This window comes from Streptomyces sp. LX-29, assembly GCF_029541745.1.
Taxonomy (GTDB): domain Bacteria; phylum Actinomycetota; class Actinomycetes; order Streptomycetales; family Streptomycetaceae; genus Streptomyces.
Genome location: NZ_CP089746.1, coordinates 3419073 through 3433599 on the forward strand (window position 1 = coordinate 3419073; position 14527 = coordinate 3433599).

Below are 14527 nucleotides of genomic sequence, written 5' to 3' on the forward strand. Positions count from 1 at the left end.
CCCCATCCCCATCCCGCCGCCACGGCGAACAGCCGAAACGCGCGGCCCGGCGGTGCCGAACCGGCGGAGACCCGTGGGATCGGTGACCCCGCCAGGCCCCCGGGGTGGGCCACCCCCGTACAAGACCCCGGGGCGGGCCACCCCCGTAGTCGACGGCCCCTCGCCGGGAGGCGGTCAGGCCACGCGCTCCACCTCGTGCTGCCGCACCGGCCCCGCGTCGAGGTGGGCGCACGGCTTGGGCTCGGCGGCCTTGCCGCGGCGCAGCAGGCGGGGCAGGGCGAGCGAGACGAAGCCCTCGGCCTGCATCATGGCGAAGCCGATGCGGGGCAGGTCGCGGCTGTTGCGGAAGACCACGAAGCGCGGCTCCCAGCGCGGCTGGAACTTGGCGTTGAACTTGTACAGCGACTCGATCTGGAACCAGCGGGAGAGGAAGATCAGCAGACCGCGCCAACCGCGCAGCACCGGGCCGGCGCCCAGCTTCTCGCCACGCGCCAGGGCGGAGCGGAACATCGCGAAGTTGAGCGAGACCTGCTTGATCCCGAGCCCGGTGCCGGCTTGCAGGGTGGCGACGATGAGCAGCTCGTTCATGCCCGGGTCGGCGGAGCGGTCGCGACGCATCAGCTCCAGCGAGATGCCGTCTTCGCCCCAGGGCACGAAGTGCTGCATGGCCTTCAGATCGCCGTACGGGGTGGGCGCCTCGCCCTCCTCCGGCGCCTTGTGCGCGGTGGCGATGACGGCGTCGCCGTCGCGCTCGGCGTCGATCCGGCCCAGCGCCATGGAGAAGCCGCGCTCGGTCTCGGTGTCGCGCCAGGCGTTCGCGGCCCGCTGGACGCGCTCCAGCTCCTCCGGCTCCAGGTCGCGCACCCGGCGCACCCGGGTCTCGTAGCCGTTGCGCTCGATGCGCTTGACCATCTGCCGCACGTTGCGCATCGAGCGCCCGGAGAGGGTGAAGGCCGGCACGTCGGCAATGGCCTCGTCGCCCAGCTCCAGCGCGTCCAGGCCGGTCTCGCGGGTCCACACATGGCCGCCGGTCTCGCTGCAGCCGACCACGGCCGGGGTCCAGGAGTGGGCGCGAGCCTCCTCCATGAAGCGCTCGATGGCACCGGGCCACGCCTCCACGTCGCCGATCGGGTCGCCGCTGGCGAGCATCACGCCGGAGACCACGCGGTAGCAGACGGCGGCCTTGCCGCTGGGCGAGAAGACCACGCCCTTGTCGTGGCGGAGCGCGAAATAGCCGAGGGAGTCGCGGCCGCCGTGCTGGGCGAGCAGGGCGCGCAGCCGCTCCTCGTCCTGCGGGGTGAGCCGGGCGGCCGGGTGCTCGGGCCGGAAGGCCAGGTACGCGGTGGTGGCGACGGTCAGCAGGCCGAGCGCGCCGAGGGAGTAGCCGACGGTGTAGTCGGCGCCGTCGGTGTAGCGGATCGGGCCCTCGAAGCCGAACAGGCCCCACAGCACGTGCTCAAGCTGGTCACGGAAGGAAGGGTTGCCGACGATCTTGCTCGGGTGGGCGTCGACGATCAGGAAGCCGAGCCCCAGGCCGACCCCGCCGAGCAGCACGAAGTTGGCCAGCGCCCTCCAGCGGCTGCGCGGGTCCGGCAGCGCGGCGAACTCCTTGCGGTGCCAGACCATCAGCGCCAGCAGGGCCAGCGAGAGGACCGCGCCACAGACCGAGTGCCGATACAGCAACTGCCCGGCCACGCCGACCGGCAGCAGTGCCACCGCGGCCGCCCAGGCCCGCCGCTTCCGCCGCTTGAGGCCGTGCGCCAGCATCAACAGCAACAGTCCGACAACGATCGACCCGGCGGCGGCCAGGGGGTTGACCGCCCCCGGCAGAACCTCCGCCAGGGCGCGGAACCGGCTGTGCCGGAAGCCGGGAAAGACGCCGGAGGCAAGGTTCAGCAGTCCGATGAGCGTGCACGCGGTGCCGACGACCGTGGGGATGGCCTCCGGACGTGGCCCACGTAGCAGGCGCCGCGCCCGCCCGGGAACCACATCGGACTTATCGCCATCTTGCTTCTCAGACATGTACTTTCCCGCCGCCTCCGTCGAGAGGATCCGCGCCCCTTGGCGCGGTACCTAGGCAATGTGCGCCCTGCAAGACGGCGCCGGGGCAGCTAGGGTTCCATCGCGCGGCAGAGGGGACGTCCGAGCCGCCCGACCAGAAAGATTGTGATGGGTCTCACCGCCACCAAGGTCGTGATGCTTTCCGTCCTCGTGGCGGTGCTGCTGTTCGCCGCCACCGTGTGGCTTTGGCCGCGACTAGCGGGCGGCAGCATACGCGCTGTACTGGGCCGCATAGGAACCCTGCTGATATGCCAGCTGTCGATCTTCGCGGCGATCGGACTCTACGCCAACCAGTCCTTCGGCTTCTACGGCTCCTGGGCCGACCTCTTCGGCACCGAGACCACCCCGGGTGTGGTGGTGGACCACGACTCCCCCGCCAGCAAGCGGGTGCAGGTGGTGGGCACCAAGCGGATCAGCGTGGCCAACGCCAACAACCCGCGGGTCGCGGGCCGGATCGACAAGATCACCCTGCAGGGCCCCAAGGCCGACATCGCCAGCCCGGGGTACGTCTACCTGCCGCCGGAGTACTTCCAGCCGGAGTACGCCAAGAAGCGTTTCCCCGCCGCGCTGGTACTGACCGGCTACCCGGGCACCACCGAGGCGCTGATCAACGGCCTGAAGTACCCGCAGACCGCGCACAAGCTGGCCAGGCAGGACAAGATGCAGCCGATGGTGCTGGTGATGATGCGGCCGACGGTCGCCCCGCCGCGCGACACCGAGTGCATGGACGTGCCCAAGGGCCCGCAGACCGAGACCTTCTTCACCGAGGACGTGCCCAGCGCCATCAGCGGCTACTACCGGGTGGGCACCGAGGCCCGTAACTGGGGTGTCATCGGCAACTCCTCCGGCGGCTACTGCGCCCTGAAGATGGCCATGCGCCACCCGGACGCCTTCTCCGCGGCCGCCGGGCTCTCGCCCCACTACAAGGCTCCGAACGACGCGACCACCGGCGACCTCTTCGGCGGCGACGAGCGGCTGGAGAAGGAGAACAACCTGCACTGGCGGCTGGACCACCGCCCCGCCCCGCCGGTGTCGCTGCTGGTCACCAGCAGCAAGAAGGGCGAGAAGAACTACAAGGCCACGATGAAGTTCATCAAGAAGGCCAAGGCGCTCAACGCCCGGGGCGAGCCGACCCGTATCTCCTCGATGATCCTGGACAGCGGAGGCCACAACTTCAACACCTGGAACCGCGAGATCGCCGGTTGCCTGGAGTGGCTGGGCGGCCGGGTCGAGGCACCCAAGTAAAACGTTTCCTCGCGGGGCGGGACGCCTGAGCGGACAGGCGAGCGGGCGGACCGGAGATCTCTCCGGTCCGCCCGCTCGCCTGTCGTATGTCGTATGTCGTGGTCGTGGTCGTGGTCGTGGAGCCCGGCACACGGCCCACACGGCTCACGGCCGCCGCCGGCGGGGCACCGCCGGCGCCCGCTCAGCGCCCTATGATCAGGCTCATCGCCTCGGACCGGGAGGCGGGGTCGCGCAGCTGGCCGCGGACCGCCGAGGTGATGGTCTTGGCGCCGGGCTTGCGGATGCCGCGCATCGACATGCACATGTGCTCGCACTCCACGACGACGATCACGCCGCGCGGCTCCAGGATCCGCACCAGCGACTCGGCGATCTGGGTGGTGAGCCGCTCCTGGACCTGGGGACGGCGGGCGTAGACGTCGACCAGGCGGGCCAGCTTGGACAGGCCGGTGATCTTCCCGTCGTGGGACGGGATGTAGCCGACGTGCGCCACGCCGTGGAACGGCACCAGGTGGTGCTCGCAGGTGCTGTACACCTCGATGTCCTTGACCAGCACCATCTCGTCATGGCCCAGGTCGAAGGTGGTGGTGAGGACGTCCTCGGGCTCCTGCCACAGACCGGCGAAGATCTCCTTGTACGCGCGCGCCACGCGGGCCGGGGTCTCCCGCAGCCCCTCTCGGTCCGGGTCCTCCCCGACCGCCATCAGCAGCTCGCGGATCGCGTTCTCCGCGCGCTTCTCGTCGAACACACCGATGGGGTCCGCGCCATCCAGCGTCACCGGGTCGGTCATGGGGGTGCCTCGTTCCTCGTGCGTCACACATGCGGAATGCCGCGTCACCAGGCTAGAACCTGGGTGACACGGCATTCATTCCGGGGCGGATGGGGCCTATAGACCCCATCCGTCCCGGTCTGTTCATGGCCCGTGGGCCTTGCCGATCGCGTGGCGATCAGACCTCGGTGCCCGGCTCCTCGGGACGGTCCGGACCCGCACCCACGCCCTCTTCCGACGCGGTGCTCTTGGCCAGGGCCGCCGAGGCCGGCTGGACGCCGTTGGTGAGCGCCAGCTCCTTCGGCGAGGAGACCGGCGGCCGCGTCGACGGGGTGCGCCGCGAAGAGCCGGTCCACGCCGGGCGGGCCGGACGCTTGACCACCGGGGCGAAGATCTCGGCGATCTCCTCCTTGTTCAGGGTCTCCTTCTCCAGGAGCGCCAGCACCAGGTTGTCGAGCACGTCGCGGTTCTCGACCAGGATCTCCCAGGCCTCGTTGTGCGCCGTCTCGATGAGCTTCTTGACCTCCTCGTCGACCAGCGCGGCGACCTCTTCGGAGTAGTCGCGCTGGTGCGCCATCTCACGGCCCAGGAAGGGCTCGGAGTGGTCGGAGCCGAACTTGATCGCGCCGAGCCGCTCGGTCATGCCGTACTGCGTGACCATCGCGCGGGCGGTCGCGGTCGCCTTCTCGATGTCGTTGGAGGCACCCGTGGTCGGGTCGTGGAAGACGAGCTCCTCGGCCGCGCGGCCGCCCATCATGTAGGCGAGCTGGTCGAGCATCTCGTTGCGGGTGGTCGAGTACTTGTCCTCGTCCGGCAGGACCATGGTGTAACCCAGGGCGCGGCCGCGGGAGAGGATCGTGACCTTGTGCACCGGATCGCTGTTGGGAGAGGCCGCCGCGACCAGGGCGTGACCGCCCTCGTGGTACGCGGTGATCTTCTTCTCCTTGTCGCTCATGATCCGGGTCCGCTTCTGCGGGCCGGCCACGACGCGGTCGATCGCCTCGTCCAGGAAGTGGTTGTCGATCAGCTTCTTGTCACTGCGGGCCGTCAGCAGAGCGGCCTCGTTCAGCACGTTGGAGAGATCGGCACCGGTGAAGCCGGGGGTGCGCCGCGCGACGGCCGACAGGTCGACGTCCGGGGCGACCGGCTTGCCCTTCTGGTGCACCTTGAGGATCTCCAGGCGGCCCTGCATGTCCGGGCGGTCGACGGCGATCTGCCGGTCGAAGCGGCCGGGGCGCAGCAGCGCCGGGTCCAGGATGTCCGGGCGGTTGGTGGCGGCGATCAGGATCACGCCACCCTTGACGTCGAAGCCGTCCATCTCGACGAGCAGCTGGTTCAGGGTCTGCTCGCGCTCGTCGTGACCGCCGCCCATGCCGGCGCCGCGGTGGCGACCGACGGCGTCGATCTCGTCGACGAAGACGATCGCCGGGGCGTTCGCCTTGGCCTGCTCGAACAGGTCGCGGACCCGGGAGGCGCCGACACCCACGAACATCTCGACGAAGTCGGAGCCGGAGATCGAGTAGAACGGCACCCCGGCCTCGCCGGCCACGGCGCGCGCCAGCAGCGTCTTACCGGTGCCGGGCGGGCCGTACAGCAGCACGCCCTTGGGGATCTTGGCGCCGACGGCCTGGAACTTCGCCGGCTCCTGGAGGAACTCCTTGATCTCCTGGAGCTCCTCGACGGCCTCGTCGGCGCCCGCGACGTCGGCGAAGGTCGTCTTCGGGGTGTCCTTGGTGATCAGCTTCGCCTTGGACTTGCCGAAGTTCATGACCCGGGAGCCGCCGCCCTGCATCTGATTCATCAGGAACAGGAAGACGACGACGATGAGCACGAAGGGCAGCAGCGAGAGCAGAATCCCGACGAACGGGTTCTGCTTCGACGTCGTGACGTTGTAGCCGTCCTCGATCTGGCCCTTCTCGGCGTTGGCCTGGAGGGTCTTGGCGACCTCCAGCCCCTGGTCGCCGATGTAGGTGGCCTGGAGCTTGTCGCTCCCCTCGATCTTGGGGGCGTTGTCCTTCAGCTTGATCTTGATCTTGTGGTCATCGCCGGTGGTCAGTTCGGCCGACTTGACCCGGTTCTTGTCGATCGCTTCGACGACCTGGCTGGTGTCCACCGACTTGTAGCCGCCGGACGAGCCGACGACCTGCATCAACACGACCACGGCGAGGACGGCCAGCACGATCCACATGACCGGCCCACGGAAGTAGCGCTTCACGTCCATCCATACGGGGCGGTGCCGCCCCGTCCCTCCTGCCACAGTGAGGCACGGCAGCCTCTGCGAACTTTTTGATCCGGTCCGACGGCTGCCTGTGCGTGCGGTGTCTTACTCGGCCTGAAAAAGACTGACCTTCGGACGGTACCCCAGCATTGTCACCCGACGCCGCTGTGGACGGTTAACAAAACCGTCCTCCCATGCTCCAACGGCGGAAACGCCTGTCAGGTTCCCGCCGTGTCTCCAGGGTGCCTCAGCCGCCGTAGACGTGCGGCGCCAGCGTTCCCACGAACGGGAGGTTCCGGTACTTCTCGGCGTAGTCCAGGCCGTAGCCGACCACGAACTCGTTGGGGATGTCGAACCCGACCCACTTCACGTCGATGGCGACCTTGGCCGCCTCCGGCTTGCGCAGCAGGGTGCAGACGTTCAGCGAGGCGGGCTCGCGCGACCCCAGGTTCGACAGCAGCCAGGACAGCGTCAGCCCGGAGTCGATGATGTCCTCGACGATCAGGACGTGCTTGCCCTTGATGTCGGTGTCGAGGTCCTTGAGGATCCGGACCACGCCCGAGGACTGGGTGCCCGCGCCGTAGGACGACACGGCCATCCAGTCCATGGTGACCGGGGTGGCCAGCGCGCGCGCCAGGTCCGCCATGACCATCACGGCGCCCTTGAGGACGCCGACGATGAGCAGGTCCTTGCCCGCGTAGTCCGCGTCGATCTTCGCGGCCAGCTCGGCGAGCTTCGCGTCGATCTCTTCCTTGGTGATCAGGACAGCCTGGAGGTCGGTGCCCATGTCCTTGTCGTCCACCCGTGCCACTCTCGTTCGTTGCAGGACTCCGTGCGGCACGGGCGGCTCAGCCCTGCCGGATGACCAGTCTGCCACCCTGCCGGCGGACCTCGACCCGGCCGGGCAGGTTGATGGCCCGCTGACCGCGCCATCCGGTGATCAGCCGGTCGACCTCCTCGATGTGCCGGGCGAAGAGCGAACCGGCCGGGGAACCTGCGGTGATGGCCGCGCGTCGCAGCACCCGGCGCCGCACGGCCGGGGGCAGCGCGTGCAGCCGGACGGTGTCGAGTTCCACACCCTCGTCACTGGCGACGGCCCGGACATCGGCCTCCGCGCGGGCGGCCCAGTCGTCCAGGGCGTCCGCGTCGTCGCGGGAGAGCTGGGCGGTGCGGGCCAGCGCCTCGACCACGCCCTTGCCGAGCGCCTTCTCCAGCACCGGCAGCGCCTCGTGACGGACCCGGGAGCGGGTGTACGCCGGATCCACGTTGTGCGGGTCGTCCCAGACCGGCAGGGACTGGGCCAGGCAGGCGCGGCGCGCGGTCTGCCGGTCGAGCTGGAGGAAGGGGCGACGGTAGCGGCCGTCGACGCCGGAGACCTGGGCCATGCCGGACAGCGAGCGGGTGCCGGACCCGCGGGCGAGACCGAGCAGGACCGTCTCTGCCTGGTCGTCGCGGGTGTGGCCGAGCAGCACGGCGGCGGCGCCGTGGCGCTCGGCGGCGGAGTCGAGGGCGGCGTAGCGGGCGTCGCGGGCGGCGGCCTCCGGGCCGCCGTCCCGGCCGACGGTCACCGCGACGGACTCGACCGGGTCCAGGCCCAGCAGCCGCAGCCGCTCGGCCACCTCGGCGGCGCGCAGCTCGGAGCCGGGCTGCAGCCCGTGGTCGACGGTGACGGCCCCGGCGCGGACGCCGAGCTTGGGGGCCTCGAAGGCGAGCGCGGAGGCCAGCGCCATGGAGTCCGCGCCGCCGGAGCAGGCGACGAGCACCAGCGGCCGCTGTCCGGGGTCCGGGCGGCCGGGGGCGGGGACGGAGGCGCGGGCCGCGGGCGGCGCCGAGGCGGCGGCCGACAGCGGGGAGCGAGCGGCGGGCGCGGTCGGTACGGCCGGCGGGGCCTGGTGGGGGCGGGGGGCGGCGCGCTGCGGGGTGGGGGTCGCGGGGCGCGCGGCGGGGGGGACCGGATGCGCCGGGTGCGTCGTGCGGGTGGCCGGGGGCGGCGGGGGGTAGTCGAGCAGGACGTCATGCAGGACGCGGCGGACCGCCAGGCGTATCGCGGCGACCGCAGGATGGGGACCCATGTCCGTTTCCCATCTGTCAATCGAGGGGGTGCCTCGGGGGTCGTACGAGCTTTTTCGTCACGAGCTGTTTCACGAGCCGGTGTCAGCGCGGTTGCACACCAGGCCCTGCGGTGCCCGCCGGCCGGGGCCCTTCAGGGGGTTCGCGGGCTTCGGGGCGGGTCACTTCGGGGCTTTCGTCACGCTGAGTACGTTGATGGTGACAGAAGCGAGCTGTTCCCCGAGCATCGCACGCCTACCCGTGACTCACGGTCCCTCGGACGAGTGATAGCGGGAGCGTTCACCTGCCGTAGGGGGTGCCGGAGCTAGGGCTCTCCCGTACGGTGCACCCGCGCGACCCAGTCGGCGGGTTTGCTGATCTCCGTCTTGGTCGGGAGCGTGTTCGGCGAGGTCCAGACCCGGTTGAAGCCGTCCATACCGACCTGGTCCACCACCGCCCGCACGAAGCGCTCGCCGTCACGGTACTGCCGCAGCTTGGCGTCGAGTCCCAGCAGTCTGCGCAGCGCCTGGTCGAGCCGGCCGGCTCCCGACGCCCGCCGCTTCTGGAACTTCTCCCGGATCTCCGCCACGGACGGGACGACGCCCGGGCCGACCCCGTCCATCACATAGTCCGCGTGGCCCTCCAGCAGCGACATCACGGCGGTGAGCCGGGCCAGGATCTCCCGCTGCGCCGGGGTCTGCACCAGCTCCACGATGGACCGCCCGCCGCGCTGCCCGTCGCCGTCCTGCCCGCCGAGCGACTGCACGGCCTCCCGGAACCGCTCCAGCAGGGTCGCCGGGTCCACGTCGGTCTCGCCGAGGAACGCCTGGATCTCGGACTCGATGTGGTCGCGCAGCCAGGGCACGGCGGTGAACTGGGTGCGGTGCGTCTCCTCGTGCAGGCACACCCACAGCCGGAAGTCGTGCGGGTCCACGTCGAGCTCGCGCTCCACGTGGACGATGTTGGGCGCGACGAGCAGCAGCCGGCCGCCGGCGGGGGAGGCCGCGGGCAGCTCGCGGGTGGGCGGCGCGAAGGTCTCGTACTGGCCGAGCACCCGGGAGGCGAGGAACGACAGCAGCATGCCCAGCTCCACGCCGGTCACCTTGCCGCCCACCGTGCCGAGCACGGCCCCGCCCGGCACCCCGCTGCGGCGGTCCTGCATCTTGCCCAGCAGCGGGCGCAGCACCTCGCGGAAGCCGGCCACGTTGGCCCGGATCCAGCCCGCCCGGTCGACCACGAGGACGGGGGTGTCCGTCGCGCTCCGGGCGCCGGTCTGCCCGCCGCCCGGTTCTCCACCGCCCGCGCCGTCGGGGAACATCCGTGTGAAGGCGCGTACGTGCTCCTCCGACGCCTTGGCGTGCCGGCGCAGCTCGGCGACGACGGCCCGCGCCTCGTCCCGGCTCACCTCGGGCCCCGGCCGCACCAGCCGGGTCGCGGTCGCCACCGCGAGGTTCCAGTCGACCATCTCCGCATCACCGAGGCTCGTCATGGCTTCACGGTACGTGGGACGCGGGGCGTGTGGGAGGAGTCGCCGGCTTCGCCCCGACCACGACGGGGCGGCCGGCGCTCACACCCGTGGTCGTCAACGGCAGCCGCAGGAGGCCACCGCCGAGGCCAGACGGTCCAGGGCGCGCTGGGCGGCCTGGGGATCGGTGGTGCCGGTGGTCATGAAGGCGAAGACCAGCAGCCGCCCGTCGGCGTCCACGACGGTGCCGGTGAGGGTGTTGACGCCGGTCAGGGTGCCGGACTTGGCGCGGACCACGCCCCGGCCGGCCGCGTCCTCGGCCCAACGGCCGCGGAGGGTGCCGGTGAAACCCGCCACCGGCAGCCCCGTCACGACCGGGCGCAGCTCGGGGTGTTCCCGGCCGGCGGCCCGGACCAGGACCTGGGCGAGCAGCCGCGCGGAGACCCGGTCCGCCCGGTCCAGGCCGCTGCCGTCGGCGAACCGGGCGCCCGCCACCGGCACTCCCAGCCGCTTGAGCCGGGCGGTGACGGCCCGGGAGGCGCCGTCGAAGCTGGCGGGCTCGCCGGAGGCGCGGGCGGTGTGCCGGGCCAGCGCCTCGGCGATGTCGTTGTCGCTGGTGGTGAGCATCCGCTCGACGAGCGCCGAGAGCGGCTGCGAGCGCACCGCGGCCAGCTCGTCGGCGTTCTTCGGCGCGGTGCGGCGGGCCGGTTCCTCGCGGACCTCCACGCCGCGCTCGGCGAGCATCTCGGCGAAGATCCCGGCCGCGTCGGCCGCCGGGTCCCCGGCGCGTGGGGCCGGCCCGTAGGCGCTGTCGTCGAGCCGGCCCTCGTCGACCATGAGGGGGGTGACGGGCGAGATGTTCTCGTTGGGGCCGATGGGGTGCAGCAGGGGGCCGGAGTAGAGCGAGGTGTCGTAGTCCAGCCGGATCCCGTCGACCCCGCGCCGCTTCAGCGTCCGCGCGGTGGCGTCGGCCAGCTCGCGCAGGCTGGCGGGGGCGTCGGGGCCGTCGACGCGGCGGGCGGTCAGGATGGGGTCGCCGCCGCCGACGAGCACCACCCGGTCCGGGTGGCCGGGGTCGGCCACGACCCGGGTGGCGAGGCGGTGCCCGGGGCCCAGCGCGGAGAGCGCGGCGGCGCCGGTGGCCACCTTGATGGCCGAGGCGGGGGTGGTGCCGGCGTCCGCCTTGGCCCCGTAGACCTGCTGGCCGGTGGCGGCGTCGAGGACGGACGCGGTGCGCACCGGTCCCAGCGCCGGGTCCTTCAGCAGCGGTTCCAGAGCGTCGGCGAGCCCGGGCCAGGTGGGCGGCGGCAGCGCGTCCAGGCCGCCGGCCTCGCCGCCCCGGTCGCGGGGGCCGGTGAGCGCGCCCAGCGGGGCGAGCACCGGCGCGGCACCGGGCGGGGAGGCGGGGCGGACGTGACGCTCGCCACCCGTACGGCGGTCTTCGGCGGCGCGGGCGCGCTCGGCCGTACGCTGGCCCGAGTCCCAGGGCCCGGCCACCACCACCGTTCCGGTGGCGACCGCCAGTCCGACGACGGCCGACAGCGCGGTCAGCCGCCAGGTCTCACGCTGCGCCCGGGTGGCACCCCGCCACCCGTCAAGACATCTGACCTGCCACGATCTGGCCTCAGGCACGTCGGACCAGCCCCTTTCGCCACCACACACCTGCGTGGGGGACACTTAATCACCAGACGTATGTGTTGATCATGGAGGAGCCACCCGTGGAGTTCGACGTCACCATCGAGATCCCGAAGGGTTCGCGGAACAAGTACGAGGTGGACCACGAGACCGGTCGGATCCGCCTGGACCGCCGACTCTTCACGTCGACCAGCTACCCGGCTGACTACGGGTTCGTCGAGGGCACCCTGGGCGAGGACGGCGACCCGCTGGACGCCCTGGTCATTCTGGACGAGCCGACCTTCCCGGGTTGCCTCATCAAGTGCCGCGCGATCGGCATGTTCCGGATGACCGACGAGGCCGGCGGCGACGACAAGCTGCTGTGCGTGCCGGCGTCCGACCCGCGTGTCGAGCACCTGCGGGACATCCACCACGTCTCGGAGTTCGACCGCCTGGAGATCCAGCACTTCTTCGAGGTCTACAAGGACCTGGAGCCGGGCAAGTCCGTCGAGGGCGCCAGCTGGGTCGGCCGCGCCGAGGCCGAGGCCGAGGTCGAGGCGTCCGTCAAGCGCCTTGAGGCCGCCGGCGGCGCGCACTGAGCCATAGCGCTGTCGCGCGATAGCGCGCACCGGCGCTCAGGGGCGGGCCGGGGGATCTGATCCCCCCCGCCCGCCCCTTCTCGTACCCGGGGCCGCCGCCCTGGGCCCGGGGTGTGCCGAGTCGGGCGCCCCGGCCGAACGCGTCTGCCGGCCCCGAGGGGCCGCCCCCAGGGGCGGCTGGCACCCGTACGGCGGCCGGCGGCGCCCGCCGGGCCTCAGCCGTCCCCGCACGGCGGGACGTCGGCCGGTTCGGCACCGCCGGCCTCCACCACCGGGGTTGCGCGCCATCGCGGCGGGACAGTCTCCCCGAACCCACCCTTCCCGAAACCGAGCGGGCCAGCCACCAGCCCGGCCGTGAGCGGGCCGCCCACCCCGCCGCAGCGGCGACCCGTACGGCGGAGACCGGCGACGCCCGCCGAGGGCCTCAGCCGTCCCCGCACGGCGGGACGTCGGCCGGTTCGGCCACCGCCGGTCTCCACCACCGAGATCGCGCGCCGTCGTGGCGGGACGGTCCCTCCGAACCCGGACGGCCAGCCCGGCCGCGAGGAGCCGCCCACCCCACCGCAGCGGCGATCCGTACGGCGGCCGGCGGCGCCCGCCAAGTCTCCGCCGTCGCCGCACGGCGGACACGCGACCGGTCGCGGCGGGACGGTCTCCCCGAACCCGGACGGACACCCCAGCCCGGCCGCGAGGGGTCGCGGGCGGCGGTTCGTCCCGCCGCGAGGGCGGAGGGGGGTCAGAAGCCGCGGGTTCGCTTGGCCGCCCGGCGGGCCTCCACGCGGTGCGGCTCCAGCCGCGGCGGACGGATGAACAGCCGCGCCACCTCGTTACCGAGATTCACTCCGATGGCGATGGCCAGCGCGAGCGCGGCGGCGCGGGTGAGGTGGGCGATGCCCGGGTCCAGCTCGCCCTGGGCGAGCGAGAGCAGACCGAAGTAGGTCGCGCTACCGGGCAGCAGCGGGCCGATGGCCGCGGTGACGTACGGCAGCGCGGAGGCGTAGCGGTAGCGGGACAGCAGCTGGCCGAAGAGGCCGACCAGGCCGGCGGCGACCGTGGTGGCGGCGACGGCCGGGACGCCGGCCGTGTCGTGCAGCGCGGCGTAGATCACCCAGGCGACGCCCCCGTTGAGGGTGGCGAACAGCAGGGTGTGGCGCTCCTGCTGGAGCAGCACGCAGAAGGCGAACACCAGCAGCATGGCGGCGAGCGTCTGCGTCACCGGCCGCTCCACGTGTTTGAGCGCCGCCTCGGGGTTGAGCTTGGCGTTCAGTTGGACGCCGCCGTAGAGCACGGTCAGCACGCCGCAGACGATGCCGACGATCAGGTAGCCGACCTCCAGCAGCCGGGCGGAGGCCGTGATGTAGTAGCCGGTCAGCCCGTCCTGGACGCCGGCGACCAGCGCTCGCCCCGGGATCAGCGCGAACAGCCCACCGGTGATCACTGCGGACGCCTGGAGCCCGGCGTGTGCCAGGCTCAGCGCGACCCCCATCGCGGCGGGCGGCATGGCGGCCGCGACGAACTGGTAGAACTCCGGCAGCCCGCGCCCGGAGGCCAGCCAGGCCAGCCGGTCTCCGAGCATCGCCCCGATCGCCGCGGCGAGGAAGACCTCGGCGCCGCCGCCGACCAGCACGCTGCCCGCGCCGGCGAGCACGCCGCTGGACAGGGTGAGCGCCCAGCCGGGGTAGGGGTGGCGGTTGCGGCGGATCTCGGCGAGCCGACGGTACGCCTCCTCCAGGGTGACCGCCTCGGCGGTGATGTCGTGGACGAGCCGGAAGACGGCCGCCAGCCGGGTGTAGTCGGTGCCCCGGCGGCGCACCGTCCGGCTCGCGGTCACCGGGTCGTCGACCAGCGAGGGCTGGTACGAGACCGAGAGCAGGGTGAAGGTGACGGTGGGTTCGCAGCGGTCCAGCCCGTAGGCGTGCGCCACGCCGAGCATCGCGGCCTCGACGTCCTCGGCGTTCTCGCCGCCGGCCAGCAGCAGTTCGCCGATGCGAAGTGTGAGGTCGAGCACGCGCGGCACGGCGGGCCCGGTCTCGTCGTGCTTCTCGGGCCGCTCGGGCGTCGGGCGCTCCCCGATCGGGGTGCGCAGCATGGTGCGCATCCGGTCCTGCCAGGGGGCGTCCTTGGTCAGCCGGATCACCGGGACACCGTGCGGCGGGGTCAGCACCGGGATGTTGCCGGTGGTGGAGGAGCCGGTGGTCACGCCGGGCGGCGGGGTGAAGGCCGAGCCCTCCGGCTCACCGTGCGGCTCGGTGGTCAGCCCCTCGGGGACGGCGAACTCCGAGGTGGGGTGCTCGTCCTCGGGCGGCGGCGGCAGCGGCACGCCCAGCGGCGGGGTGAAGGCGCTGTGCGCCTCGTCGGAGGTGGGCTTGCGGTCCTCCGGGCCCGGCGGCACGGGTGGCACTGGTGGCACCGGTGGCTGGGCCGTGCGGCTCGCCGGCACCCCCGACTCCCGTGCGCTCCCCCGCTCGGGGGTGTGGTCTGGTTCCGCCACCGCTCGCTCCTTGTGCCCT

The 14527-nt window shown here is 72.5% G+C and carries 10 protein-coding genes; 2 read left to right on the forward strand and 8 right to left on the reverse strand.

Annotated elements, in window-relative coordinates:
• Positions 1 to 174: 174 nt before the first annotated feature.
• A complete protein-coding gene (locus LRS74_RS14640) occupies positions 175 to 2022 on the reverse strand; it encodes a phosphatidylglycerol lysyltransferase domain-containing protein (protein WP_277741412.1) in 1848 nt (615 codons plus the stop codon).
• 147 nt (positions 2023 to 2169) lie between these two features.
• On the opposite strand from LRS74_RS14640, the gene LRS74_RS14645 reads away from it, so the two are divergent.
• Complete coding sequence (locus tag LRS74_RS14645) at positions 2170 to 3306, forward strand: alpha/beta hydrolase-fold protein (RefSeq protein WP_277741413.1); 1137 nt, start codon at positions 2170 to 2172, stop codon at positions 3304 to 3306.
• A 181-nt stretch (positions 3307 to 3487) separates the two neighbouring features.
• Here the strand turns inward: LRS74_RS14645 and folE are convergent, their stop codons facing one another.
• The 6 genes from folE to dacB form a co-directional block, all read right to left on the reverse strand.
• Positions 3488 to 4093, reverse strand: coding sequence for a GTP cyclohydrolase I FolE (folE, locus tag LRS74_RS14650; RefSeq protein ID WP_144382915.1), 606 nt, complete (start codon positions 4091 to 4093; stop codon positions 3488 to 3490).
• Positions 4094 to 4250: 157 nt separating this feature from the next.
• Positions 4251 to 6293 carry an ATP-dependent zinc metalloprotease FtsH gene (gene ftsH, locus LRS74_RS14655; protein WP_144382916.1) on the reverse strand — a complete coding sequence of 681 codons (2043 nt, stop codon included), beginning with the start codon at positions 6291 to 6293 and terminating at the stop codon, positions 4251 to 4253.
• 244 nt (positions 6294 to 6537) lie between these two features.
• On the reverse strand, positions 6538 to 7077 hold the full coding sequence (gene hpt / locus LRS74_RS14660) for a hypoxanthine phosphoribosyltransferase (RefSeq protein ID WP_277744760.1): 540 nt from the start codon (positions 7075 to 7077) through the stop codon (positions 6538 to 6540).
• Between the two features lie 61 nt (positions 7078 to 7138).
• Positions 7139 to 8362 carry a tRNA lysidine(34) synthetase TilS gene (gene tilS, locus LRS74_RS14665; protein ID WP_277741414.1) on the reverse strand — a complete coding sequence of 408 codons (1224 nt, stop codon included), beginning with the start codon at positions 8360 to 8362 and terminating at the stop codon, positions 7139 to 7141.
• Between the two features lie 302 nt (positions 8363 to 8664).
• Entirely contained in the window at positions 8665 to 9828 is a 1164-nt protein-coding gene (locus LRS74_RS14670) for a zinc-dependent metalloprotease (protein WP_277741416.1), read from the reverse strand.
• 93 nt (positions 9829 to 9921) lie between these two features.
• Positions 9922 to 11355, reverse strand: coding sequence for a D-alanyl-D-alanine carboxypeptidase/D-alanyl-D-alanine-endopeptidase (dacB, locus tag LRS74_RS14675; protein ID WP_277744761.1), 1434 nt, complete (start codon positions 11353 to 11355; stop codon positions 9922 to 9924).
• Between the two features lie 167 nt (positions 11356 to 11522).
• Between dacB and LRS74_RS14680 the strand changes: the two genes are divergently transcribed.
• Positions 11523 to 12017 carry an inorganic diphosphatase gene (locus LRS74_RS14680; protein ID WP_144383347.1) on the forward strand — a complete coding sequence of 165 codons (495 nt, stop codon included), beginning with the start codon at positions 11523 to 11525 and terminating at the stop codon, positions 12015 to 12017.
• A gap of 736 nt (positions 12018 to 12753) precedes the next feature.
• Here the strand turns inward: LRS74_RS14680 and LRS74_RS14685 are convergent.
• Positions 12754 to 14418 (reverse strand): threonine/serine exporter family protein, encoded by a 1665-nt coding sequence (locus tag LRS74_RS14685; RefSeq protein ID WP_277744762.1) that lies wholly within the window; start codon positions 14416 to 14418, stop codon positions 12754 to 12756.
• Between the last annotated feature and the right edge of the window lie 109 nt (positions 14419 to 14527).